The following is a 23,273-nucleotide window of genomic DNA, read 5'->3' on the forward strand; positions in this document are numbered from 1 at the left end:
TATCTGATTATCGACCAGAGAAGGAACCGAACAATGTTAAGTAAAATCAACGAGGAAACGTTACGCCCATGCCCGGCTGCGCCCGATGTGCAGACCTTTAAAGATGAGCTGGACTCTGCGCGTAGCCACACCCTTGAGCTGATTCGCCGTCATTTAACCGAGTTCGGCGAGCAGTTCCCGGCAGAGACCTGCATCGACGGCTTTTACCCGCTCACCGGCAACGTTGAGTGGACCACCAGCTTCTGGACCGGGCAGCTGTGGCTGGCGTGGGAGATGAGCGGCGACGAGGCGTTTCGCGCGCTGGCCGAGCGCCACGTGCGCTCCTTTGGTCTGCGTATTGCCGGACGTGAAGACACCAACACGCACGATCTCGGCTTTTTATACACGCTCTCCTGCGTGGCGGCCTGGCGCTTAACCGGCAACCGTGACGCGCGCGGCTTTGCGCTACTGGCGGCCGAAGCGCTGCTGGAGCGCTTTCATGAAAAAGCGCAGATCATCCAGGCGTGGGGCGATCTTACCGATCCCGCCCAGGCCGGGCGGATGATCATCGACTGCAATATGAACCTGCCGCTGCTCTACTGGGCGACGGAGCAAACCGGCGACCGGCGCTTTGCCGACGCCGCCGAAGCCCACGTGGGCCAGGCGGCGAAGTACCTTATCCGCGAAGATGCCTCCACCTTTCACACCTACTATATGGATGTGCAGACCGGCGCGCCGCGTTATGGCAACACCCAGCAGGGCTACGCCGATGATTCCTGCTGGTCGCGCGGCCAGGCGTGGGGCATTTACGGCTTCCTGCTGAGCTATATCTACACCGGCGATAAAGAGATGGTGGCGCTGTCAAAACGGCTGGCGAACTACTTCCTCAACCGCCTGCCGGAAGATGCGGTCTGCCACTGGGATCTGGCGCTGGTTGGCACCGACGCGCTGCGCGACTCCTCATCAGCGGCAATTGCGGTCTGCGGCTTGCTGGAGCTGGTTAAGCAGTTGCCGGTAACCGATCCGGATCGCGCCCATTACCAGCAGTGGGCGATGCGCATTATGTCATCGCTGAGCAAGCACTATCTGGCGGGCAAGCAGGAGGCGACCAACGGTCTGCTCAAGCACTCGGTCTACCATCTGTCGAGCAATAAAGGGGTGGATGAGTGTGCAAGCTGGGGGGATTACTTCTATGTCGAAGCGCTGGCGCGTTTCTCGCTGAGCTGGAAGTTGTACTGGTAAACAAAGGGCCGGCAAGCGCCGGCCTGAGTATTCTCCCCCCGCCTGGCGGTGAGGGGAAGGCTGTTACAGACCCGATTCGAGAATACGGATATGGGTCTCGAGGACATCGCCTTTTACTGCTTCGCTCCACGCTTTCATGTGGGGCGTTTGCAGGTGCGCTTCAAGATGCGCCACGCTTTCCCAACGCTCAACCATCGTGATGGAATCCGGCGCGGTCGTCTGGAAGCTGACGCCAGCGGCGTGGTCGATCAGCGGCTCATAGCCGTGGCAGCCTGCTTCTTGCAGCACAACCGGTACAATTTTCGCGAACTCATCAAGCACGGCCTGGCGATGGTGCTGCCCCGGGCGCGTGCGGATCTCTGCTACTACTGTCAACATGGTTTACTCCTTTTAAGTCCAGCTACAGTTAAGCAAAAATCTCCGCCAGATGCTTGCGATATTCTGCAATATAACGCGGGACGTCCGGCATTTTGATCACGTCATTGGCGATAAATGTCGGCAATGCGTCCATGCCGAGGAACTGGTTCGCTTTATGGAACGGCAGGTAAACACCGTCAACGCCGACGCCGTGGAAGAACTGCTCTTTATCGGTAAAGGCGTCGATTGGCGCATTCCAGGTGAGCGACAGCATGTAGGTTTTGCCCTGGATTAACCCGCCGGAGCCATACTTTTTCGCCGCGTCGGAGCGGGTACGGCCATCGCTGGCATAGAGTGAACCGTGGCCTTCGGTAAAGACATCATCCATATACTTCTTCACCGTCCACGGCGCGCCCATCCACCAGCCCGGCATCTGCCAGATCACCGTGTCGGCCCACAGGAAGTTCTCCACTTCCGCTTTAACGTCGTACTCACCGTCGGTACGCACGGTTTTCACTTCGTGCCCGGCATCGCGCAGGAAGCTGGCCGCAACGTCGGTCAGGGTATCGTTCAGTTCGCCATTGGAGTGGGCGAATTTCTTCGCACCGTTGATGATCAGAATATTGCTCATTTTTTGTTCCCGGATAAATACGTTTGTCGGCGATTCTATCCGCATCAACGGGGCGATTAAATTGGCAATAATGGCAAAGACTTTTGCGCAATAAGCAATAATCCCGCTACCAGCGCAGAGTAACGATAAAACCGCCCTCCGGATGATTAGCAAAGGTGGCCTGCATCTGATGCAGAGCGGCAATACGCTGCACAATCGATAACCCCAGCCCGCTGCCGGTCTCACTCTGTCCCGGCGGGCGATAGAAGCGCTCGCCAATCCGCCCCAGCGCCTCGTCGCTGACGCCCGGGCCATTATCCCGCACGCTCAGGCTATCGGCTTCAAGGGTGATATCCACCACGCTGCCCGGCGGGCTGTAGCGGATGGCGTTATCCAGCAGGTTACGTATTAACAGGCTAAGCAGCAGCGGCTGGCCCTGGCGGCGCACGCCGTGGGCATTCAGATGCAGGCGGATATCCATTCCCGCCTGCTGCGCGTTGTGGTAGGTCTCCATCACCGCCGATTGCAGCAGCGCATCCAGCTCCAGCGTCTCAACATCCTCCATATGCTCCAGCGAATCGAGGCGCGAAAGGGTTAGCAACTGATCGACCAGCCGGGTCGCACGATCGATCCCGAGATGTAACTGGCTTAGCGCTCTGGCGCGCGCGGTGGGATCGTCATCAGAGAGCTGTGCGACTTCCGTTTGCACTTTCAGCGCCGCCAGCGGGCTGCGCAGCTCATGGGCGGCGTCGGAGGTAAAGCGCCGCTCGCGCAGCATCATGGTATGCGTGCGGGCAAAGAGTTGGTTGAGGGCATCCAGCAGCGGGCGCACTTCGCCGGGCACGCCGCGGGTCTCCAGCGCATCGGCGCGATCCGGGGCGCGTGAACGCAGCGCCAGCGCAACCTTGTTTAATGGCCGCAGCTCAAGGGTCAGCAGGGCGATTAACAGCAGCAGCATTAACGGCAGCGCCACCAGCCACGGCGTTAGCTGTGAGGTGATGATCTCCAGCGCCATCTCCTGGCGATACTCCCACTCCTGGCCGACCACAATGCGGTACTCACCGCCGGGCGCGGTCAGCCACAAAAAGCGCCACTTATCGTCATCATCGCGCAGTTGCCCATCATCAAAGCCATCGCGATGCCAGTTGTAGGGGATATCGCGCCCGTTATCGCCATCGTGCAGCAGCAGTTTGCCGTCGGTGGAGTAGATGGCGAAGGCCAGCACGTCATCATCAAGATGGCCATGCTTAATCTTCTTTTTAGTGACTTGCGGCGCGGCGCTTTGCAACTGGTCGAGCTTCATTACGCTCAGGCGTTTGGCAAACAGCATCTGCTGGGTATCAAACAGCTTGTCGAGTTTATCGCGCGTCTGCTGCCAGGCAACGATGCTGGCGCAGAGCCATGCCGCCAGCGAGAGCAGCAAAAAGAGCAGCGTCAGACGTAGCCGCAGGCTATGGGGAAACGTAAATTTCATGCCTCTCCTAAGGTGTAGCCGATGCCGTGAACGGTGCGGATAAAGTCGCTGCCGAGCTTGCGGCGCAGATGGTGCACATGCACCTCCACCGCGTTGCTGGAGACATCCCCATCCCAGCTGTAGAGCTTCTCTTCAATCGCTTTTCGCGGCAGCACGCGCCCAACGTTGCGCAGCAGTAGCTCCAGCAGGGCGAACTCTTTCGGTTTCAGCACCAGCGTCTCGTTATTGAAGGTTGCGACCAGGCTTACCGGGTCGAGGGTGACCTGGCCGTGGCGCAGAAGGCTTTGCGCCTGGCCGTGGGTGCGGCGAATCAGCGCCTCCAGCCGGGCGGCCACCTCCACCAGCGCAAAGGGTTTGCAGAGATAGTCATCAGCGCCGAGCCGCAGCCCTTCGACCCGCTGCTCGATGGCGTCGCGGGCGGTGAGGATCAGCACCGGCTCGCCGCGCTTCTGCTCGCGCCAGTCGCGCAGGATGGTCAGCCCATCAAGGCCCGGCAGCGTTAAGTCGAGGATCACCGCGTCATAAGGGGCGGCAAACAGCGCCGCTTTGCCGAGCTTGCCGTCGGTAAACCAGTCAACGGTGAAGCCTTTTTTGCCAAGGCCAGCCTTCAGACCGTCGCCAATCAGCGCATCATCTTCTATCAGCAGAATTCGCATACTCTCTCCGTGTACTCAGGCTTGCAGGCAGTTAACCCGCTCGCAGCGGGCGTTGTACAGCGAAAAATAATCTTTTTACGCCTTAAGAAGTTGTTAAGAAGTGGCTGGCTTAATGGAGCCTTACCAACAAAAAGGGAGAGATAAGATGAAAAAGTTTGCTGCTATCACCGCTGTTCTCGCACTCTGCGCCGCGCCAGCATTTGCTGCTAATCAGGGCGGTTTTACCGGCCCGGGTGCGGCACAACAACAAACCACCACCCAGCAGGGCGGCGGCTTTACCGGGCCAAACGGCAGTAAAGCGACCGTTGAGAGCGCAAAATCCCTGCGCGATGATGCCTGGGTTACGCTTAGCGGGAACATCGTTGAGCGCATCTCGGATGATACTTACTCCTTCAAAGATGCCACCGGCACCATCAATGTCGATATTGACCAGAAACGCTGGAAAGGGCTGAGTGTCGGACCGCAGGATAAGGTCGAAATCCAGGGTGAAGTGGACAAAGACTGGAACTCCGTTGAGATCGACGTAAAAGAGATCCGCAAAGTCGGTCAGTAAGCGCTGACCGCTCGTGAAAAAATCGCGCATCGCTATGACTCCTCGCCGCAGATAGGGTAGTATCTGCGGCAATATTGCCGCCGAAAAGGTGGGCGCATACGTTGAGGAATCACGATTAATGAGCGATATGGCAGAGCGCCTTGCGCTGCATGAATTTACGGAAAACGCATACCTGAACTACTCCATGTACGTCATCATGGATCGTGCGTTGCCGTTTATCGGTGATGGCCTGAAACCCGTTCAGCGTCGCATCGTCTACGCAATGTCTGAACTGGGGCTGAGCGCCAGCGCGAAGTTCAAGAAATCCGCCCGTACCGTGGGCGACGTTCTGGGTAAATACCACCCGCACGGCGACAGCGCCTGCTATGAAGCGATGGTGCTGATGGCGCAGCCCTTCTCCTATCGCTACCCGCTGGTCGACGGCCAGGGGAACTGGGGGGCACCGGACGATCCGAAATCCTTCGCCGCCATGCGTTATACCGAATCCCGCCTGTCGAAATATGCCGAGCTGCTGCTGAGCGAGCTGGGGCAGGGCACCGTTGAGTGGGTGCCGAACTTCGACGGTACGTTGCAGGAGCCGAAAATGCTGCCTGCCCGCCTGCCGAACATTTTGCTGAACGGCACCACCGGGATTGCAGTCGGTATGGCGACGGACATTCCGCCGCACAACCTGCGCGAAGTCGCCAACGCGGCGATGGCGCTGATTGACCAGCCAAAAACCACCCTCGATGAGCTGCTGGATATTGTCCAGGGGCCGGACTACCCGACCGAAGCAGAGATCATCACCTCGCGTGCTGAAATCCGCAAAATCTACCAGAACGGTCGCGGCTCCGTGCGTATGCGCGCGGTGTGGAAAAAAGAGGATGGCGCCGTGGTGATCACCGCGCTGCCGCACCAGGTTTCCGGCGCGCGCGTGCTGGAGCAGATCGCCAGCCAGATGCGCAATAAAAAATTGCCGATGGTCGACGACCTGCGCGATGAGTCGGACCACGAAAACCCGACCCGTCTGGTGGTGGTGCCGCGCTCCAACCGCGTCGATATGGATCAGGTGATGAACCACCTCTTCGCCACCACCGATCTGGAGAAGAGCTACCGCATCAACCTCAATATGATTGGCCTCGATGGTCGCCCGGCGGTGAAAAATCTGCTGGAGATCCTCACCGAATGGCTGACCTTCCGCCGCGATACGGTGCGCCGCCGCCTTAATCACCGCCTGGAGAAAGTGCTCAAGCGCCTGCATATCCTTGAAGGTTTGCTGGTGGCGTTCCTCAATATCGACGAAGTGATTGAGATTATCCGCGGCGAAGATGAGCCGAAGCCGGTGCTGATGTCGCGTTTCGGCATCAGTGAAACCCAGGCGGAAGCCATTCTTGAGTTAAAACTGCGCCACCTTGCCAAACTGGAAGAGATGAAGATCCGCGGCGAGCAGAGCGAGCTGGAAAAAGAGCGCGATCAGCTGCAAGCCATCCTCGCATCCGAGCGCAAGATGAACACCCTGCTGAAAAAAGAGCTGCAGGCCGATGCCACCGCTTTCGGCGACGATCGCCGCTCACCGCTGCACGAGCGCGAAGAGGCCAAAGCGATGAGCGAGCACGATATGCTGCCGTCAGAGCCGGTGACTATCGTGCTGTCGCAGATGGGCTGGGTGCGCAGCGCCAAAGGGCATGATATTGACGCGCAGGGTCTGAGCTACAAAGCGGGCGACAGCTGGAAAGCGTCGGCGAAGGGCAAGAGCAACCAGCCGGTGGTGTTTATCGATACCACCGGGCGCAGCTATGCCGTCGACCCGATTTCGCTGCCGTCGGCGCGCGGGCAGGGCGAGCCGATCACCGGCAAGCTGACGCTGCCGCCGGGCGCGACGGTTGAGCATATGATGATGAGCAATGAAGATCAGAAGCTGCTGATGGCCTCCGATGCCGGTTATGGTTTCGTCTGTACCTTCAATGACTTAATTGCCCGTAACCGTGCCGGTAAAGCGCTGATCAACCTGCCGGAGAACGCGCGCGTGATGGCACCGATTGCCATCGAGCACGACGACGATATGCTGCTGGCGATCACCGCCGCCGGGCGCATGCTGATGTTCCCGGTCAGCGATCTGCCGCAGCTTTCCAAAGGCAAAGGCAACAAGATCATCGGCATTCCGTCCGCCGATGCGGCGAAAGGCAGCGACGCGCTGGCGCATCTCTACCTGCTGCCGCCGCAAAGCACGCTGACGCTCCACGTCGGCAAACGCAAGATCAAACTGCGTCCGGAAGAGCTGCAAAAAGTGCATGGCGAGCGCGGACGTCGCGGTACGCTGATGCGCGGTTTGCAGAAAATTGACCGCGTAGAGATCGACTCGCCGACCCGTCCGGGTGCGGGCGATAGCGAAGAGTAATCTTCATCATCCTCTCCCCGCCGTGCGCGGGGAGATATTTCTCAGAAATTTCCCGTAAAGACGTTGTTTATTCGCAGATTGCGATTAACAATACGTTCTTTTTAAAGGCCGCATAACACAAGCCCGAACCGCATCGCGGTCAGCGAGGCGCAGCCAGCATCAGCGGATTTACGCTGGCGTGTATATAATGCTCAGGGTATGGGCTTCAGAGGTCGCTATGTTATTTATTTTTCGTGTCATCATCATCGTTATCTACTCCATTCTGGTCTCGTTATTCGGCTCGATTTACTGCCTGTTCAGTCCAAGAAACCCAAAACATGTCGCCACCTTCGGCCATCTTTTTGGTCGCCTTGCGCCAGTGTGCGGGCTGAAAGTGGAAAGACGCCTGCCGCCGGGCGCGGATAAGTTCGGCAACGCTATCTATATTGCTAACCACCAGAACAACTACGATATGGTTACCGCCTCCAGCATCGTGCTGCCGCCGACGGTTACCGTGGGTAAAAAGAGCCTGCTGTGGATCCCGTTTTTTGGTCAACTCTACTGGCTGACCGGCAACCTGCTGATTGACCGTGATAACCGCGCCAAAGCGCACGGCACCATCGCGCAGGTGGTGAAGCAGATCCAGAAACGCAACATCTCGGTGTGGATGTTCCCGGAAGGAACCCGCAGCCGCGGTCGCGGCCTGCTGCCGTTTAAAACCGGCGCGTTCCACGCCGCGATTGCCGCCGGGGTGCCGATTATTCCGGTCTGCGTCTCCACTACCTCGAATAAAGTGAATCTTAACCGCCTGAAGAATGGGCTGGTGATTGTCGAAATGCTGCCGCCGGTGGATGTTACGCAGTTCGGTAAAGATCAGGTTCGCCAGTTAGCGACCCACTGCCGCGAACTGATGGCGGCAAAAATCGAAGAGCTCGATAAAGAAGTGGCAGAACGCGAAGCCGCCGGTCGGGTATAAACGTCAGTTGTGAGCAAACCCGGAGGCGCACACCCTCTGGCGTATTAAGTCAGTATTACTCGGAGCAAATATGTCACTCAGTCGGCGTCAGTTTCTTCAGGCTTCCGGCCTTGCGCTATGTACCAGCGCAGTGCCGCTGAGGGCGAATGCTGCCGGGCAGCAACCGCCGTTGCCCGTTCCGCCGCTGCTGGAATCGCGGCGCGGACAGCCGCTTTTTATGACGCTCCAGCGCGCGCACTGGTCCTTTGTTAAAGGCACCCGCGCGCCGGTTTCCGGCATCAACGGTCGCTATCTCGGGCCAACCATCCGCGTGTGGAATGGCGATGACGTAAAGCTGATTTACAGCAACCGGCTGACGGAAAACGTTGCGATGACCGTAAGCGGCCTGCAGGTGCCAGGCCCGCTGATGGGCGGCGCAGCGCGCATGATGAGCGCCAGCAATGACTGGGCACCGGTGCTGCCGATTCGCCAGAGCGCCGCGACATTGTGGTACCACGCCAACACGCCGAACCGCACCGCTGAGCAGGTCTATAGCGGGCTGGCGGGGATGTGGCTGGTGGAAGATGAGATCAGCAAAGCGCTGCCGATCCCCAACCACTACGGCGTGGATGACTTTCCGGTCATCATTCAGGATAAGCGGCTGGATAACTTCGGTACGCCGGAGTACAGCGAGCCGGGCAGCGGCGGCTTTGTCGGCGATACCCTGATGGTCAACGGCGCGCAAAGCCCGTTTGTCGAAGTCTCCCGCGGCTGGGTACGCCTGCGTCTGCTTAATGCCTCCAACTCCCGACGCTATCTGTTGCAGATGAGCGATGGCCGGGCGCTACATGTTATCGCGGGCGATCAGGGCTTCCTGCCTACGCCAGTGTCGGTCAAACAGCTCTCGCTGGCGCCCGGTGAGCGGCGCGAAGTGCTGGTCGATATGACCAACGGCGATGAAGTCTCGATTACCTGCGGCGAAGCGGCGGGGATCATGGATCGGCTGCGCGGCCTGTTTGAGCCGTCGAGCATTCTTATCTCTACGCTGGTGCTAACGTTGCGTCCTACCGGCCTGCTGCCGCTGGTGACGGATACGCTGCCGATGCGCCTGCTGCCTGCGGATCTGATGGCCGGTTCGCCGTCGCGCAGCCGGGATATGACGCTTGGCAGCGATCCGGGTATCAATGGCCAGCTGTGGGACCCGCAGCGCATTGATGTGACCGCCCAGCAGGGCACCTGGGAGCGCTGGACGGTGCGCGCAGAGATGCCGCAGTCGTTCCATATTGAAGGCGCAATGTTTATGCTGCGCAGCGTCAACGGCGCGCTGCCGTTCCCGGAAGATCGCGGCTGGAAAGATACCGTCTGGATCGACGGCCAGGTGGAACTGCTGGTGTGGTTTGGTCAACCTTCGTGGCCGCACTTCCCGTTCCAGTTCCAGAGCCAGACGCTGGAGATGGCCGATCGCGGCTCGGTCGGCCAGCTGCTGGTCAACCCCGCGCCGTAATTTCCTCCAACCCGGCGGCGCTCTGCCTGCCGGGTGCTGAAAAAACCTCCTTCTATTCCCACACAAAGAGGGCGTATAATCGCCGCCCTTTGACTCCCTTTTTATCTTTTCTGGAAGCACGATGAGCGCACTCTCCCTGATCCAGCCGGATCGCGATCTTTTCTCCTGGCCGCAGTACTGGGCGGCCTGCTTCGGCCCCGCGCCTTTTCTGCCGATGTCGCGCGAAGAGATGGATGAACTCGGCTGGGACAGCTGCGACATCATCCTCGTCACCGGCGACGCCTATGTCGATCACCCGAGCTTCGGCATGGCGATCTGCGGCAGGATGCTGGAAGCGCAGGGCTTTCGCGTTGGCATCATCGCCCAGCCGGACTGGAGCAGCAAAGCGGACTTTATGCGCCTCGGCAAACCGAACCTCTTTTTCGGTGTTACCGCCGGCAATATGGATTCGATGATCAACCGCTACACCGCCGATCGTAAGCTGCGCCACGACGATGCTTATACGCCGGATAACGTGGCCGGTAAGCGCCCGGATCGCGCGACGCTGGTTTATACCCAGCGTTGCAAAGAGGCGTGGAGAGAGGTGCCGGTGATCCTCGGCGGGATCGAGGCCAGCCTGCGCCGTACCGCCCATTATGATTACTGGTCTGATACCGTGCGCCGCTCGGTGTTGGTCGATTCGAAGGCGGATATGCTGATGTTCGGCAACGGCGAGCGCCCGCTGGTGGAAGTCGCGCACCGCCTTGCCGCCGGTGAGCCGATCGGTGAGATCCGCGATGTGCGCAATACGGCGATCATGGTGAAAGAGGCGCTGCCGGGCTGGAGCGGGGTGGACTCCACCCGCCTCGACACGCCGGGGAAGATCGATCCGATCCCCCATCCTTATGGCGAGGATCTGCCTTGCGCCGATAATAAACCCGTTGAGCCGCAGGCCGCGAAACGCGTGACCGTGCAGCCGCCGCGCCCGAAGCCGTGGGAAAAGACCTACGTGCTGCTCCCCTCCTACGAGAAGGTGAAAGCGGACAAAGTGCTCTATGCTCATGCGTCACGCATTCTGCATCATGAAACCAACCCCGGCTGCGCCCGCGCGCTGCTGCAAAAGCATGGCGATCGCTATATCTGGATCAATCCACCAGCCATTCCGCTCTCCACCGAAGAGATGGACAGCGTCTTTGCGCTGCCTTACCAGCGCGTGCCGCATCCGGCCTATGGCGAGAGCCGTATTCCGGCCTACGACATGATCCGCTTCTCGATTAACATCATGCGCGGCTGTTTTGGCGGCTGCTCCTTCTGCTCCATCACCGAGCATGAAGGGCGCATTATTCAGAGCCGCTCTGAGGATTCGATCATCAATGAGATCGAAGCGATTCGCGACACGGTACCCGGTTTTACCGGAGTGATCTCCGATCTGGGCGGGCCGACGGCCAATATGTATATGCTGCGCTGCACCTCGCCGCGCGCCGAGCAGACCTGCCGACGCCTCTCCTGTGTCTATCCGGAGATCTGCCCGCATATGGACACCAACCATCAGCCGACCATCGATCTCTACCGGCGCGCCCGCGATCTGCGCGGCATCAAGAAGATCCTGATCGCTTCCGGCGTACGGTACGATCTGGCGGTGGAAGACCCGCGCTATGTCAAAGAGCTGGCGACGCACCACGTTGGCGGTTATTTGAATATAGCGCCGGAACATACTGAAGAGGGGCCGCTGTCGAAGATGATGAAGCCGGGCATGGGCAGCTATGACCGCTTTAAGCAGCTTTTCGACACCTACTCGAAGCAGGCGGGCAAAGAGCAGTATCTGATCCCCTACTTTATCTCTGCGCACCCCGGCACGCGTGATGAGGATATGGTGAACCTGGCGCTGTGGCTGAAGCGCCACCGTTTTCGTCTCGATCAGGTGCAGAACTTCTACCCATCGCCGCTGGCGAACTCGACAACGATGTATTACACCGGCAAAAACCCGCTGTCGAAGATCGATTACAAGAGTGAAGAGGTGGTGGTGCCAAGAGGGGAGAAGCAGCGCCGCCTGCATAAAGCGCTGCTGCGCTACCACGATCCGGCCAACTGGCCGCTACTGCGCCAGGCGCTGGAGGCGATGGGGAAAAAGCACCTGATTGGTTCCCGACGCGAGTGCCTGGTACCAGCGCCAACGGTGGAAGAGATTCGCGAAGCGCGTCGCCAGAGCCGCAGCGCGCGACCGGCATTAACCAAACATACGCCGATGGCGCAGCAGAGGAAAAAAGCGACGCGCTAAGGTGGGCCGGATGACCTGGTAGGCCGGATAAGCGCCAGCGCCATCCGGCAAGGCATGGCACTGGCATTATGCCGGATGGCGGCTTCGCCTTATCCGGCCTACTTAATTACCGGCCTACACTCTTTTAACCGCCGAACTGATCCGGGTCCGGGCCCAGGCGTTTGCCCTCATCCAGTTTGGCGATTTCGCTCAGTCGCCGATGGCGCAGCAGAGGAAAAAAGCGACGCGATAAGGTGGGCCGGGTGACCTTGTAGGCCGGAGCCAGCGCCATCCGGCGAGGCATGGCGCTGGCATTATGCCGGATGGCGGCTTCGCCTTATCCGGCCTACTTAATTACCGGTCTACACTCTTTTAACCGCCGAACTGATCCGGGTCCGGACCCAGGCGTTTGCCCTCATCCAGTTTGGCGATTTCGCTCAGTTCATCTTTATCGAGGCGGAAATCCCAGACGTCGAAGTTCTCAACGATGCGCGCAGGGGTGACCGATTTCGGGATCACCACCAGGCCGCTGTCGAGATGCCAGCGAATAACGATCTGCGCCGGAGTTTTGCCATATTTATCCGCCAGATCGCGAATGATTTTCTGATCGAAAACGCCTTCACCACCCTGTGCCAGCGGGCTCCAGGACTCAGTCTGGATCTTGTGCGTCGCATTCCAGGCATGCAGCTGGCGCTGTTGCAGCAGCGGATGGAGTTCAATCTGGTTAATCACCGGAATGACGCTGGTTTCATCAATGAGCTTTTGCAGGTGGTGGGTCTGGAAGTTACAGACGCCGATACTCTTGATCAGCCCCTGCTGTTGCAGTTCGATCATCCCTTTCCAGGCCTCGACATAGTGATCGATTGCCGGAACCGGCCAGTGCATCAGATAGAGATCGACATAATCGAGCTGAAGCTTCTCCAGGCTCTCTTTAAATGCCTCGGCGGGACGTTTCTGATCGTCATTCCACAGCTTGGTGGTGATGAACAACTCTTCACGCGGCACACCCGCGCTGGCTAAGGCTTTACCAACACCCTCTTCGTTCTTGTAAGCCGCGGCGGTATCGATAGAGCGATAACCCACTTCCAGTGCTTTATGGATGGCGGTAACCACTTCCTCGTTGCTCGCTTTCCACACGCCAAGACCCAGTTGCGGCATCAGATTGCCGTCAGCGAGTTTAATCACCGTTGGATGTGTCATGCATTTCTCCTTTCGCTAGGCTTACCGGGACAGGCCCGGTAAGCTGGTTTGCATTAAGTGTGGTCGAAAAACCCAAAAACGAAAGCCGGGGTGGAGAAGCGCTTAGCGCGCGGCTTCGTAGATGCGGCGGCTCACATCCAGCGTAATATCCTGATGCTCGCCCAGCGCCGTCATGCCGTGCTCTTCCAGTTTAGCCAACAGCGCCGGAATGGAACTGCCGTCGAGGCCGTAGCCGGAAAGACGCGTTGGTACACCCATACGCTCGAAGAAGTCGCGCGTGGCGGTAATTGCCGCGTCAATGCGCTCATCGTCGCTGCCTTCGGTGATATTCCACACGCGTGCGGCGTACTGCAGCAGTTTTTCACGTTTGGTGTCGCGCTTCTCATTCCACAGCGCAGGCAGTACGACTGCCAGCGTTTGTGCGTGATCCAACCCGTGCATCGCCGTCAACTCATGGCCCAGCATGTGGGTGGCCCAATCCTGCGGTACGCCCGCGCCAATCAGGCCGTTCAGCGCCTGAGTTGCCGCCCACATGACATTGGCGCGCACGTTGTAATTCTCCGGTTCCTGCAACGCTTTCGGGCCATCTTCAACCAGCGTCAGCAGAATGCCTTCGGCGAAGCGATCCTGAATTTTGGCATCCACCGGATAAGTGACGTACTGCTCTACAGTATGGACAAAGGCGTCAACAACGCCATTCGCCACCTGACGCGGGGGCAGGGTGTAGGTGTAAACCGGATCGAGCACCGCGAAGACCGGCTGCACGAACCGGGAGTGGAACGCCTGCTTATCGCCGGTCGCTTTACGGGAAACCACCGCACCGGCGTTGGATTCAGAACCGGTGGCTGGCAGCGTCAGCACGGAACCCATCGGAATGGCGCTTTTGATCTCGCTACCGCGGGTTTGCAGAATGTGCCATGGATCGATGCCCTCAGCGTAGTGGGCAGCGGCAGCGATAAATTTGGTGCCATCCAGCACTGAACCGCCGCCGACCGCCAGCAGGAAGGTGATCTGCTCATCGCGCACCACCTGCACCGCTTTCATCAGCGTTTCGTAGGTCGGGTTCGGTTCGATACCGCTGAACTCGCGCACATCCATTCCGTCCAGCGCGCTGTAAACCTGGTCAAGCACGCCGTTTTTCTTCACGCTGCCGCCGCCGTAGGTGATCAGCACGCGGGCGTTGTCAGGGATTTGCGCGCGCAGTTCGGTAATCGCGCCTTTGCCAAACAGAATGTTCGTTGGGGTATGCAGATTAAAGTTATTCATTGCTCGTTCCCTTCTTATGAGGTGAAAAATCTGAGGGGGCAGGCCGCCCGATGCCGATCATTGTGGGCGCGCGGGTGCACAGGCTCAATGCACATTCCTGCCGATGTCTTGCCTGTTTCTCTATCAGGCTGGAGAAATGTCACAAAAGTTTGCACACTAGAGCCGTTGAAACTGGCCGCCGGAGTGGCAAACCATGAACCGTGAAGCGATCTGCCTGCATCTGACTGAAAAAGTTAAGAGATTGAAAAATAATGAAAATATACTGAGCGCGCTGCTGCCGGATATCCGTCTGCTCTATGGTACGCAGCCCGGCACCCGGACGCCGGTGATGTATCAGCCGGGGATCGTGTTTCTCTTTTCCGGCCATAAAATCGGGTATATCAACGAGCGCGTCTTTCGCTATGACACCAACGAATATCTGCTGTTAACGGTGCCGCTGCCCTTCGAGTGTGAAACCTTTGCCACGCCGGAGGTGCCGCTGGCGGGCATTCGCCTCAATGTCGACATCCTGCAATTGCAGGAGCTGCTGATGGATATCGGTGAAGATGAGCATTTTCGCCCGGAGAACGCCGCCAGCGGTATTAACTCTGCGGTGTTATCGGAGGAGATCCTCTGTGCGGCGGAGCGCCTGCTGGATGTGATGGAGCGGCCGCTGGACGCGCGCATTCTGGGTAAACAGATTATCCGCGAGATGCTCTACCACGTGCTGACCGGCCCGCGCGGCGGTGCGCTGCTGGCGCTGGTGAGCCGTCAGACCCACTTCAGCCTGATTAGCCGCGTCTTAAAGCGCATTGAGAGCCAGTACACCGAAAACCTCAGCGTCGACCAGTTAGCGGCGGAAGCGAACATGAGCGTCTCGGCGTTTCACCATAACTTCAAATCGGTGACCAGCACCTCGCCGCTGCAATATCTGAAAACCTACCGGCTGCATAAAGCGCGGATGCTGATGGTGCACGATGGCATGAAAGCGAGCGCGGCGGCGATGCGTGTCGGCTATGAGAGCCCGTCACAGTTTAGCCGCGAATTTAAGCGTTATTTCGGCGTGACGCCGGGAGAGGATTTGGCGCGCATTCGCACCATGCAGGGGGCATAAAACTGGCCCTCTTCATGGAAGAGGGCGGTGGCTCAGGCGTTGCTGAACTTCTTCTTTAGCACGACGGTGACGGCACCAATCAGGCCGACCACCAGCAGGAACAGCGGCAGCACCATTAAAAAGGTCATCACCTGATCTTCGTGGCGCTTCACAAATGGGATCATGCTAATCGCGTAGCCGAGCGAGATCACCACGCCGACCCACAGCAGCGCGCTCAGCCAGTTAAAGAGCTGAAAGCGGCGGTTCGACAAGCCGGAGATACCGGCCATCGTCGGCAACAGGGTGCGGATAAAGGCCAGAAAACGCCCGGCCAGCAGCGCCAGCAGGCCGTGACGGTCAAACATGCAGGTGGCGCGCTCGTGATACTTCACCGGCAGCTGTGACAGCCAGCTTTTGACGACACGCGTATTGCCCAGCCAGCGACCCTGAACATAGCTCAGCCAGCAGCCAAGGCTGGCGGCTGAGGTGAGGATCAGCAGCGTTGAGACAAAGTCCATGCAGCCGCGCGCAATCAGCGCCCCGGCGAGCAGCAGTAAGCTGTCGCCCGGTAAAAATGAGGCAGGAAGCAGGCCGTTCTCTAAAAAGAGCGTGGCAAACATCACGAGATAGACAACGCCGACAACGTGCGGATCGGCCAGCGCAGCAAAGTCGTGATGCCAGAGCGCAGCAATAATATCTTGAATAACAGCCATGGGCTTTCCTGTGGAACCGCGTAGAGGAGGCTATTGTACTCCACTTCGCCAAAAAGACCTCGATCCGGGGCGCAACAAAGGGAGAATATTCTTACTTTTTGCCCCGTTAATCATGGTTTACACGATGCGCTGAAAGCCTGCCACTAAATCACCGATAAGATCATCAACGTTTTCTAAACCAATGTGCAATCGGATCAGCGTGCCGTCGAAGTCGACACGGCCTTCCGGGCGAATAGCGGCGATGTGCTCAGGCTGGTTGGCGAGGATCAGCGATTCAAATCCGCCCCATGAATAGGCCATGCTGAAGAGCGAGAAGTTATCGAGGTAGTTCGCCAACTCTGCATCGTTTAAACGCTTGTTGAGCACAAAGGAGAAAAGGCCGCTGCTGCCGCTGAAATCCCGCTTCCAGTACTCATGCCCTTTACTGCCCGGCAACGCCGGATGATTGACCTGCGCCACCTGCGGATGCGCCGCCAGCCACTCGGCGATCTTCAGGCTGCTTTCGTGATGCTGGCGTAAACGCACCCCCAGCGTGCGCAGGCCGCGGCTGGTCATATAGGCGGTATCCGCATCCAGCATCTGCCCCATCAAATAGGCGTTTTCCCGCAACTGCTCCCAACAGCGGGCGTTTGCCACGGCGGTGCCAACCATCGCATCGGAGTGACCAATCAGGTATTTAGTGCCCGCCTGAATCGAGATATCGATATCAAACTCCAGCGCCTTAAACAGCACGCCCGCCGCCCAGGTGTTGTCGATCATAATGATGGCCTCCGGCGCGACGCTGCGCACCGCCTGCACGATGGCGGGAACGTCATGCACTTCCATGGTGATGGAGCCGGGCGATTCGAGGAACACCACTCTGGTATTGGGTTGCACCAGCTGCACGATGCTTGAGCCAATCATTGGATCAAACCAACTGGTGGTAACGCCCAGTTTAGCGAGGATTTTGGTGCTGAAATCTTGCGTCGGTTCGTAGGCGGTATTGGTCATCAATACATGATCGCCCTGTTCGACAAAGGCCAGGATGGTGTTTGCCACCGCCGCCGCGCCGCAGGGGAAGAGCGCACAACCGGCACCCCCTTCCAGTTCACACATCGCCTCTTGCAGCGAGAAGTGGGTTAGCGTCCCGCGCCGTCCATAAAATAGCTCGCCGTTGGCGCGGTTGCGCGTGGCGTGCTTTTTCGCTTCCACCGTTTCGAACACCAGGGAAGAGGCGCGCTGAATCACCGTATTCACCGAACCCTGAGTATACTTTTTGCTCCGCCCGGCGTTTACCAGCGCGGTATCAAGATGTTTCGCCGTCATGTCTGCTCAACCTGTTTTTATACGTCTGGATGTCCAGACTACCATGATTGCGAAATGATGCATCAGAGGCGGTGAATTTTTCTATAAAACCAGCAGACGCGCCGGTTTACTGCGTCAACGCAAGGAAATAGCCGGTTGTGTTGTGCACTATGTAAATACTAATGAGAACTACTATCAATTCGACGACTTTTTGCTATTATGGCGCAGTGTTTTTTGTGATTTGCGTCCCGGAGAAACAGAGTGGGTAATAATTTGATGCAGACGGATCTTTCCGTATGGGGTATGTATCAGCACGCCGATATCGTGGTGAAAATCGTGATGATCGGTCTGATTCTGGCGTCAGTCGTCACCTGGGCGCTTTTCTTCAGTAAAAGCGTTGAGATCCTCGGGCAAAAGCGCCGTCTCAAGCGTGAACAGCAGCAGTTGGCCGATGCCTGCTCGCTGGATCAGGCTACTGAGATTGCCTCGACCTTCCACGCCCGCAGCCTGAGCGCGATGCTGATTAACGAAGCGCAGAACGAGCTGGAACTCTCCGCAGGCAGCGAAGATAACGAAGGCATTAAAGAGCGCACCGGTTTCCGCCTTGAGCGTCGCGTAGCGGCAACGGGCCGTCATATGGGCCGCGGCAATGGTTTCCTCGCCACTATCGGCGCGATTTCGCCTTTTATTGGTCTGTTTGGTACCGTTTGGGGCATTATGAACAGCTTTATCGGCATCGCGCAGACGCAAACCACTAACCTCGCGGTTGTTGCGCCGGGCATCGCCGAAGCGCTGCTGGCAACGGCTATCGGCCTGGTCGCCGCTATCCCGGCGGTCGTTATCTACAACATCTTTGCGCGCATGATCGGTAACTATAAAGCCAACCTCGGCGATGTTGCCGCGCAGGTGCTGCTGCTGCAAAGCCGCGATCTGGATCTGGCCGCCAGCAACGCGCAGCCGGTTCGTACCACCCAGAAATTACGCGTAGGTTGATTGGCTATGGCAATGCGTCTTAATGAAAACCTCGACGATAACGGCGAAATGCACGAAATTAACGTCACGCCGTTTATTGACGTGATGCTGGTGCTGCTGATTATCTTTATGGTGGCCGCGCCGCTTGCTACCGTTGACGTTAAGGTCAATCTGCCTGCCTCTTCCAGCCAGCCGCAGCCGCGCCCGGAAAAACCGATTTATCTCTCCGTGAAGGCGGATAACAGCATGTTTATCGGCAACGATCCGGTGACGGAAGAGACGATGATCAACCAGCTGAATGCGGTGACCGAAGGCAAAAAAGATACCACCATCTTCTTCCGTGCTGATAAGACCGTCGATTACGAGACGATGATGAAAGTGATGGACAGCCTGCACCAGGCGGGCTATCTGAAGATCGGTCTGGTAGGGGAAGAGGTCGCGAAAGCGAAGTAACCCGCGAACGAGATAAAAAAAAGCTGGCCGGAGCCAGCTTTTTTTATGCCTGCTTAACTCAGGTGCTCGCCACCTGTCACGCCATGCACCTCAGCGGTGACATAGCTCGACTCCTGGCTTGCGAGATAGACATAAACAGGTGCCAGCTCGGCTGGCTGACCGGCGCGTTTAAGCGGCGTCTGCTGGCCGAACTCCGGCAGTTTCTCCTGCGGCTGACCGCCGGAAATCTGCAGCGCGGTCCAGATTGGCCCTGGCGCGACACTGTTCACGCGAATGCCTTTCTCAGCGACCTGTTTCGCCAGCCCACGGGTGTAGTTGAGAATAGCCGCTTTGGTCGAGGCGTAATCAAGCAGGTGCGTGCTTGGCTGATAAGCCTGAATCGACGAGGTAGTAATAATGCTGCCCCCGCGCGGCATCAGCGGAATCGCCTCCTGGGTGATCCAGAAGAGCGCGAAAACGTTGACCTTATAGGTATAGATAAACTGCTCGCTGCTGAGGTCTGCAATATCCTCAATCGCGGTTTGCGTACCCGCCACCAGCGTCAGCACATCCAGGCCGCCAAGCTGCTCTTTCGCTGTGTGCGGCAAGGAACGGGCAAAGGCTTCATCGCTCAAATCGCCCGGGATCAGCACGGCTTTGCGCCCGGCTGCTTCAATCTGCTCTTTCACCTGCTGCGCATCTTCCTCTTCGGCAGGAAGATAGTTGATAGCGACATCCGCGCCTTCGCGGGCATAGGCGATCGCTGCTGCGCGACCAATACCGGAGTCGCCGCCGGTCACTAACGCTTTACGACCTTTCAGCCGCCCGCTGCCGACATAGCTCTTCTCACCGCAATCGGGAACCGGTTCCATTTTCGCCTGCACGCCGGGGAAGGGCTGCTTCTGCTTAGGATATTCACCGGTGTAGTACTGGGTGGTCGGATCCTGGATTTTTGTCTGGTCAGTTGCCATTAAGTATCCTCCATATCGGTTGCTTAGACCTTAAGGATAGAAGTTCACGCTGACTTCGCAGACAAATTCAGGATTTTCTTGATCCGGTGGGGTGGCTTCCCTTGCTGGTCACTTTGGCAGGCTTTTCACTCACCGCCACCTTCTGCACCGTCGAGGTGCGGTATACGCCCTCGCTCAGTTTGCGGCTCCAGCGCAGTGTTGCGCTTTCGCGGCTGACCAGGTGCTGATAGTTAGCCTCCAGCCGGCCCATGATCTTTTCGCGCAGCTCAGGGTGCTGTTCGATAATGGCGGAAATCGCTGCGCCGTAAATCTCCTCTTTCACCTGTAAGGGGTAGATTTCACGGCGGTTTTGCCACTTCAAACGCACCAGTGCGGCAGGGATAGAGACTAAATCCTGGGCAATGCGTTGAATCGTCTCGTTTTTACTCTGCACCAGTGCATCGATATTTTGCTTTAAGATAAATTCGTCGCTTTTGCTTTCGCTGTAATTGATATAGACGTTATTATTTTCAATTTCAGCCACGTTATTCATCCCCAAGTTTATAAAAGATTGGCGCATCTTTTTCGCGGGTAATCAGATTAAGCCAAATCTCATTACCAGCGTCGTTAATAGTTTGCGTCTTATCGGAAATTATTTTGCTCAGAGTCTGAGCATCAATCTCACCTTCGGCTTGCAAATCATTAAGTAAACGCGCAAAGGTTTCAATTTTCACGACGCGGAATAAGCGCTCTTTAATATGGCGATCGTGCTCTTCGAGCAGCATATTACGTGATTGGCCGCTGCGGCTGGCGTTGGCTAATATATTTTGCGCATGCTCAGAAAGTGGGCCAATATCCTGAGGAAAATCAGGCTCTTTTCCCTCTGGTGCTGCCCCGGTTTCAACGGCAGAAAGATGAAAGCGCGCCGGGACAAGGTTCTCGGGAAGCATTTCTATTATCCTTTACTATTTAACAGGGGAGAGAATATTAAGGGGCGAGGTTCGTTGACAATATCATGAGGCAATTTTAAAATCAAAAAAAAGGAGTCTGCCGATGGACAGTATTTTGTATTCTGTTATTACTTTATTGCTGCTAACGGGCGGCGTTTTATTATTGATGCATGAGTACAATAAAAAGACTCCCCTTAGTGAAATTAATGAGCAAGCACCGCAGTTAACGCCGCTGTCAAAAGAAGAGGGCGAAGATCATTTTTCGACGTTAATGAACGCGATTACCCCGGAGTGGTACTGGCGCGTTAACCATGAATATATCGATTTTTTGCAAGCGACGATTAAGCGCATGAAGATGGCGGAGATAAATAACACGCCGGGTTTATTTGAAGCGCAACGCCGTTGCAGCGATCTCAATTCCGCGGTGTATAAGTATTACGACAACATTAAAAAACGCTGCGTCAATGGCGAAAAAGTCTCACCGAGCGATCTGGATGTGCTCAACCTGCGCCAGTGTTTCCATGAGTTCAGCACCGAAGCTTATCCGGCGCTGGTGGTGCTGATTTGGCCGGAAAACCAGCGTCCGTGGGTTGACCCCGCCGAGGTGTAGTTTAGTCCGTTGGAGTGTTGCAAAAGGCTGACGGTGTCAGGCTATACTGAGCGCCGGTTTAGCTATCTGACGAGACACTACGGAACATGGAACGCTTTCTGGAAAACGCAATGTACGCTTCGCGCTGGTTGCTCGCCCCGGTCTACTTTGGCCTCTCTCTTGCTCTCCTGGCGCTGGCCATCAAATTCTTCCAGGAGATTATTCACGTTATCCCTAACATCTTCTCGCTGGCAGAAGCGGATCTGATCCTCACGCTGCTCTCGCTGGTGGATATGACGCTGGTCGGCGGTCTGCTGGTGATGGTGATGTTCTCCGGCTATGAAAATTTTGTTTCGCAGCTGGATATCGGCCCGCACAAAGAGAAGCTGAGCTGGTTGGGGAAAATGGATGCCACATCGTTAAAAAACAAAGTGGCGGCGTCGATTGTCGCCATTTCGTCAATTCACCTGCTACGCGTCTTTATGGATGCGAAGAATGTCCCGGATAACAAGCTGATGTGGTACGTGATTATCCACCTGACGTTTGTGCTCTCCGCCTTTGTGATGGGCTATCTGGATCGTCTTACCCGCGGCAAACACTGATTTTTGGTGGGACTTGTGCCGGTTCACTGTAGGCCGGATAAGCGCAGCGCCCTCCGGCAAACTGCGCCCTCCGGCACGTCACTTTTATTTATCTGACGACGCCTGCCACAGATTCAGCTCCCCGTCAGCCACATGCTTATCAATTTGCGCCAGTTCATCGGCGCTGAAGCTCAGGTTGTTTAGCGCCTGCACATTCTCCTCCAGCTGCTCCGGGCGGCTGGCTCCAATCAAGACCGATGTCACACGGCTATCTTTTAACAGCCAGCTTAACGCCATCTGCGCCATCGACTGCCCACGGCGTTCGGCCATCTCATTAAGCAGACGCAGGCTGGCGAGATTGCTTTCGGTGAGCATCTTCTCCGTCAGGCCACGCACCTTGTTGCCTTCACGCTGCATGCGCGACCCTTCGGGAATACCGTTGAGATATTTGCCTGTCAGCAATCCCTGCGCCAGCGGCGTAAAGGCGATACAGCCGACGCCGTTCTCCTCAAGCGCGTCTAAAAGCCCGGTGTTATCGACCCAGCGATTGAGGATGTTGTAGGAGGGTTGATGGATAAGCAGCGGCACTTTCCACTCGCGCAGTAGCGCGGCCATATGCTGCGTACGCTCTGTCGAATAGGAGGAGATGCCGACGTAGAGCGCTTTGCCGCTCTGCACCGCCTGCGCCAGCGCGGCGGCAGTCTCCTCCATCGGTGTCCTCTCATCGACGCGGTGTGAGTAGAAGATATCGACATAGTCGACGCCAAGACGCTTCAGGCTCTGATCGAGGCTGGCGAGCAGATATTTGCGCGAGCCGCCGGAGCCATACGGGCCAGGCCACATATCGTAGCCCGCTTTGGTGGAGATAATCAGTTCATCGCGGTAGGGGGCAAAATCGTCGCGCAGCAGGCGACCAAAATTCTCCTCCGCGCTGCCGGCGGGCGGACCATAGTTATTGGCTAAATCGAAGTGGGTTATTCCCAGATCGAATGCTTTACGCAGCAGCGCGCGCTGCGCATCGAGTGCATTGACGTGACCAAAACTGTGCCATAAACCGAGCGACAGGGCGGGCAGTTGCAGACCGCTCTTGCCGCAGTAACGATACTGCATCTGTTCATAACGCTGAGGGTTGGCGAAGCCGGGCATGATCTCTCCTCTCGTATCTGGCGGTGCCTGATGGTTTTGAAACAACGTTTCTATCTTACGTGCGATCGCCGGGCAGCAAAAGAGCCGCTGAGTAGAAGCCAAACAGAGGTAACAAATAATGTTGCGTCTGCATTTTAAATCCCCGCTTAATTCTCTTCCTGCATGGCTTAAATCTGCGAAAATTCCTGGGAAGCAT

The 23,273-nt window shown here is 57.3% G+C and carries 24 protein-coding genes; 11 read left to right on the top strand and 13 right to left on the bottom strand.

The features are described from left to right. Nucleotides 1-33: 33 nt before the first annotated feature. Complete coding sequence (locus EH164_RS03065; RefSeq protein ID WP_124967246.1) at nt 34-1,221, top strand: glycoside hydrolase family 88 protein; 1,188 nt, start codon at nt 34-36, stop codon at nt 1,219-1,221. Between the two features lie 63 nt (nt 1,222-1,284). Here the strand turns inward: EH164_RS03065 and EH164_RS03070 are convergent, their stop codons facing one another. The 4 genes from EH164_RS03070 to qseB all read right to left on the bottom strand — a co-directional run bounded on the left by EH164_RS03070 (nt 1,285) and on the right by qseB (nt 4,318). Further along, a complete protein-coding gene (locus EH164_RS03070) occupies nt 1,285-1,599 on the bottom strand; it encodes a putative quinol monooxygenase (RefSeq protein ID WP_023480887.1) in 315 nt (104 codons plus the stop codon). A gap of 28 nt (nt 1,600-1,627) precedes the next feature. After that, nucleotides 1,628-2,209, bottom strand: a complete 582-nt coding sequence (locus tag EH164_RS03075; RefSeq protein ID WP_023480904.1) for an NAD(P)H-dependent oxidoreductase — start codon at nt 2,207-2,209, stop codon at nt 1,628-1,630. A gap of 106 nt (nt 2,210-2,315) precedes the next feature. Next, nucleotides 2,316-3,662 carry a quorum sensing histidine kinase QseC gene (gene qseC, locus EH164_RS03080; protein ID WP_124967247.1) on the bottom strand — a complete coding sequence of 449 codons (1,347 nt, stop codon included), beginning with the start codon at nt 3,660-3,662 and terminating at the stop codon, nt 2,316-2,318. Continuing rightward, on the bottom strand, nt 3,659-4,318 hold the full coding sequence (qseB, locus tag EH164_RS03085) for a quorum sensing response regulator transcription factor QseB (RefSeq protein WP_124967248.1): 660 nt from the start codon (nt 4,316-4,318) through the stop codon (nt 3,659-3,661). Before qseB ends, qseC begins: the two co-directional genes overlap by 4 nt. A 145-nt stretch (nt 4,319-4,463) precedes the next feature. Between qseB and EH164_RS03090 the strand changes: the two genes are divergently transcribed. The 5 genes from EH164_RS03090 (at nt 4,464) to EH164_RS03110 (ending at nt 11,943) form a co-directional block, all read left to right on the top strand. Next, nucleotides 4,464-4,871: a YgiW/YdeI family stress tolerance OB fold protein gene (locus EH164_RS03090; RefSeq protein ID WP_124967249.1), complete on the top strand. Its 408-nt coding sequence runs from the start codon at nt 4,464-4,466 to the stop codon at nt 4,869-4,871. 118 nt (nt 4,872-4,989) lie between these two features. Beyond that, a complete protein-coding gene (gene parC, locus EH164_RS03095; RefSeq protein ID WP_023480898.1) occupies nt 4,990-7,248 on the top strand; it encodes a DNA topoisomerase IV subunit A in 2,259 nt (752 codons plus the stop codon). A 217-nt stretch (nt 7,249-7,465) separates the two neighbouring features. Then, the gene (locus EH164_RS03100) at nt 7,466-8,203 is read left to right on the top strand and encodes a 1-acylglycerol-3-phosphate O-acyltransferase (protein ID WP_042718002.1); all 738 of its coding nucleotides are present in this window, start codon (nt 7,466-7,468) and stop codon (nt 8,201-8,203) included. 70 nt (nt 8,204-8,273) lie between these two features. After that, nucleotides 8,274-9,686: a cell division protein FtsP gene (gene ftsP / locus EH164_RS03105; protein ID WP_124967250.1), complete on the top strand. Its 1,413-nt coding sequence runs from the start codon at nt 8,274-8,276 to the stop codon at nt 9,684-9,686. Nucleotides 9,687-9,807: 121 nt separating this feature from the next. Next, complete coding sequence (locus EH164_RS03110) at nt 9,808-11,943, top strand: YgiQ family radical SAM protein (RefSeq protein ID WP_124967251.1); 2,136 nt, start codon at nt 9,808-9,810, stop codon at nt 11,941-11,943. Nucleotides 11,944-12,067: 124 nt separating this feature from the next. Here EH164_RS03110 and EH164_RS22545 read toward each other — a convergent pair whose 3' ends face one another. The 3 genes from EH164_RS22545 to yqhD all read right to left on the bottom strand — a co-directional run bounded on the left by EH164_RS22545 (nt 12,068) and on the right by yqhD (nt 14,388). Then, nucleotides 12,068-12,226 (bottom strand): hypothetical protein, encoded by a 159-nt coding sequence (locus tag EH164_RS22545; RefSeq protein ID WP_164483594.1) that lies wholly within the window; start codon nt 12,224-12,226, stop codon nt 12,068-12,070. A gap of 68 nt (nt 12,227-12,294) precedes the next feature. Next, nucleotides 12,295-13,122: a 2,5-didehydrogluconate reductase DkgA gene (gene dkgA / locus EH164_RS03115; protein WP_042718007.1), complete on the bottom strand. Its 828-nt coding sequence runs from the start codon at nt 13,120-13,122 to the stop codon at nt 12,295-12,297. Nucleotides 13,123-13,224: 102 nt separating this feature from the next. Further along, entirely contained in the window at nt 13,225-14,388 is a 1,164-nt protein-coding gene (gene yqhD, locus EH164_RS03120; RefSeq protein WP_124967252.1) for an alcohol dehydrogenase, read from the bottom strand. A 193-nt stretch (nt 14,389-14,581) separates the two neighbouring features. Here yqhD and EH164_RS03125 point away from each other — a divergent pair, with 193 nt between their 5' ends. Continuing rightward, nucleotides 14,582-15,481, top strand: a complete 900-nt coding sequence (locus tag EH164_RS03125; protein ID WP_124967253.1) for an AraC family transcriptional regulator — start codon at nt 14,582-14,584, stop codon at nt 15,479-15,481. A gap of 32 nt (nt 15,482-15,513) precedes the next feature. Here EH164_RS03125 and EH164_RS03130 read toward each other — a convergent pair whose 3' ends face one another. Together EH164_RS03130 and metC are read right to left on the bottom strand one after the other, a co-directional pair. Beyond that, entirely contained in the window at nt 15,514-16,173 is a 660-nt protein-coding gene (locus EH164_RS03130; RefSeq protein WP_124967254.1) for a DedA family protein, read from the bottom strand. A gap of 117 nt (nt 16,174-16,290) precedes the next feature. Continuing rightward, nucleotides 16,291-17,478, bottom strand: coding sequence for a cystathionine beta-lyase (gene metC, locus EH164_RS03135; RefSeq protein ID WP_124967255.1), 1,188 nt, complete (start codon nt 17,476-17,478; stop codon nt 16,291-16,293). A 240-nt stretch (nt 17,479-17,718) separates the two neighbouring features. Between metC and exbB the strand changes: the two genes are divergently transcribed. Further along, a complete protein-coding gene (exbB, locus tag EH164_RS03140; RefSeq protein WP_124967256.1) occupies nt 17,719-18,450 on the top strand; it encodes a tol-pal system-associated acyl-CoA thioesterase in 732 nt (243 codons plus the stop codon). A 6-nt stretch (nt 18,451-18,456) separates the two neighbouring features. Then, nucleotides 18,457-18,882: a TonB system transport protein ExbD gene (gene exbD, locus EH164_RS03145; RefSeq protein WP_042718016.1), complete on the top strand. Its 426-nt coding sequence runs from the start codon at nt 18,457-18,459 to the stop codon at nt 18,880-18,882. A 53-nt stretch (nt 18,883-18,935) separates the two neighbouring features. Here the strand turns inward: exbD and EH164_RS03150 are convergent, their stop codons facing one another. The 3 genes from EH164_RS03150 to EH164_RS03160 all read right to left on the bottom strand — a co-directional run bounded on the left by EH164_RS03150 (nt 18,936) and on the right by EH164_RS03160 (nt 20,761). Next, complete coding sequence (locus tag EH164_RS03150) at nt 18,936-19,832, bottom strand: SDR family oxidoreductase (RefSeq protein WP_023480848.1); 897 nt, start codon at nt 19,830-19,832, stop codon at nt 18,936-18,938. Nucleotides 19,833-19,899: 67 nt separating this feature from the next. After that, nucleotides 19,900-20,364: a cytoplasmic protein gene (locus EH164_RS03155; protein ID WP_124967257.1), complete on the bottom strand. Its 465-nt coding sequence runs from the start codon at nt 20,362-20,364 to the stop codon at nt 19,900-19,902. Beyond that, entirely contained in the window at nt 20,357-20,761 is a 405-nt protein-coding gene (locus EH164_RS03160; protein WP_124967258.1) for a hypothetical protein, read from the bottom strand. Before EH164_RS03160 ends, EH164_RS03155 begins: the two co-directional genes overlap by 8 nt. A gap of 103 nt (nt 20,762-20,864) precedes the next feature. On the opposite strand from EH164_RS03160, the gene EH164_RS03165 reads away from it, so the two are divergent. Beyond that, nucleotides 20,865-21,371, top strand: a complete 507-nt coding sequence (locus tag EH164_RS03165) for an ESA_00282 family adhesion-associated protein (protein ID WP_124967259.1) — start codon at nt 20,865-20,867, stop codon at nt 21,369-21,371. An 86-nt stretch (nt 21,372-21,457) separates the two neighbouring features. Continuing rightward, complete coding sequence (locus tag EH164_RS03170) at nt 21,458-21,952, top strand: TIGR00645 family protein (protein ID WP_124967260.1); 495 nt, start codon at nt 21,458-21,460, stop codon at nt 21,950-21,952. Nucleotides 21,953-22,036: 84 nt separating this feature from the next. Here the strand turns inward: EH164_RS03170 and EH164_RS03175 are convergent, their stop codons facing one another. Continuing rightward, nucleotides 22,037-23,077 carry an aldo/keto reductase gene (locus tag EH164_RS03175; protein WP_124967261.1) on the bottom strand — a complete coding sequence of 347 codons (1,041 nt, stop codon included), beginning with the start codon at nt 23,075-23,077 and terminating at the stop codon, nt 22,037-22,039. Between the last annotated feature and the right edge of the window lie 196 nt (nt 23,078-23,273).

The sequence above is a fragment of the Kosakonia sp. CCTCC M2018092 genome (assembly GCF_003864115.1).
GTDB classification, from domain to species: Bacteria; Pseudomonadota; Gammaproteobacteria; order Enterobacterales; family Enterobacteriaceae; genus Kosakonia; species Kosakonia cowanii.

Coding starts and splice junctions, on each gene's coding strand:
- exbD (WP_042718016.1), top strand. CDS start 18,457: ATGGCAATGCGTCTTAATGAAAACCTCGACGATAACGGCGAAATGCAC.
- EH164_RS03110 (WP_124967251.1), top strand. CDS start 9,808: ATGAGCGCACTCTCCCTGATCCAGCCGGATCGCGATCTTTTCTCCTGG.
- yqhD (WP_124967252.1), bottom strand. CDS start 14,388: ATGAATAACTTTAATCTGCATACCCCAACGAACATTCTGTTTGGCAAA.
- EH164_RS03175 (WP_124967261.1), bottom strand. CDS start 23,077: ATGCCCGGCTTCGCCAACCCTCAGCGTTATGAACAGATGCAGTATCGT.
- ftsP (WP_124967250.1), top strand. CDS start 8,274: ATGTCACTCAGTCGGCGTCAGTTTCTTCAGGCTTCCGGCCTTGCGCTA.
- dkgA (WP_042718007.1), bottom strand. CDS start 13,122: ATGACACATCCAACGGTGATTAAACTCGCTGACGGCAATCTGATGCCG.
- EH164_RS03070 (WP_023480887.1), bottom strand. CDS start 1,599: ATGTTGACAGTAGTAGCAGAGATCCGCACGCGCCCGGGGCAGCACCAT.
- parC (WP_023480898.1), top strand. CDS start 4,990: ATGAGCGATATGGCAGAGCGCCTTGCGCTGCATGAATTTACGGAAAAC.
- qseB (WP_124967248.1), bottom strand. CDS start 4,318: ATGCGAATTCTGCTGATAGAAGATGATGCGCTGATTGGCGACGGTCTG.
- EH164_RS03100 (WP_042718002.1), top strand. CDS start 7,466: ATGTTATTTATTTTTCGTGTCATCATCATCGTTATCTACTCCATTCTG.
- EH164_RS22545 (WP_164483594.1), bottom strand. CDS start 12,226: ATGCCTCGCCGGATGGCGCTGGCTCCGGCCTACAAGGTCACCCGGCCC.
- EH164_RS03090 (WP_124967249.1), top strand. CDS start 4,464: ATGAAAAAGTTTGCTGCTATCACCGCTGTTCTCGCACTCTGCGCCGCG.
- EH164_RS03125 (WP_124967253.1), top strand. CDS start 14,582: ATGAACCGTGAAGCGATCTGCCTGCATCTGACTGAAAAAGTTAAGAGA.
- EH164_RS03165 (WP_124967259.1), top strand. CDS start 20,865: ATGGACAGTATTTTGTATTCTGTTATTACTTTATTGCTGCTAACGGGC.
- EH164_RS03160 (WP_124967258.1), bottom strand. CDS start 20,761: ATGCTTCCCGAGAACCTTGTCCCGGCGCGCTTTCATCTTTCTGCCGTT.
- EH164_RS03150 (WP_023480848.1), bottom strand. CDS start 19,832: ATGGCAACTGACCAGACAAAAATCCAGGATCCGACCACCCAGTACTAC.
- qseC (WP_124967247.1), bottom strand. CDS start 3,662: ATGAAATTTACGTTTCCCCATAGCCTGCGGCTACGTCTGACGCTGCTC.
- metC (WP_124967255.1), bottom strand. CDS start 17,478: ATGACGGCGAAACATCTTGATACCGCGCTGGTAAACGCCGGGCGGAGC.
- EH164_RS03155 (WP_124967257.1), bottom strand. CDS start 20,364: ATGAATAACGTGGCTGAAATTGAAAATAATAACGTCTATATCAATTAC.
- EH164_RS03170 (WP_124967260.1), top strand. CDS start 21,458: ATGGAACGCTTTCTGGAAAACGCAATGTACGCTTCGCGCTGGTTGCTC.
- EH164_RS03075 (WP_023480904.1), bottom strand. CDS start 2,209: ATGAGCAATATTCTGATCATCAACGGTGCGAAGAAATTCGCCCACTCC.
- EH164_RS03065 (WP_124967246.1), top strand. CDS start 34: ATGTTAAGTAAAATCAACGAGGAAACGTTACGCCCATGCCCGGCTGCG.
- EH164_RS03130 (WP_124967254.1), bottom strand. CDS start 16,173: ATGGCTGTTATTCAAGATATTATTGCTGCGCTCTGGCATCACGACTTT.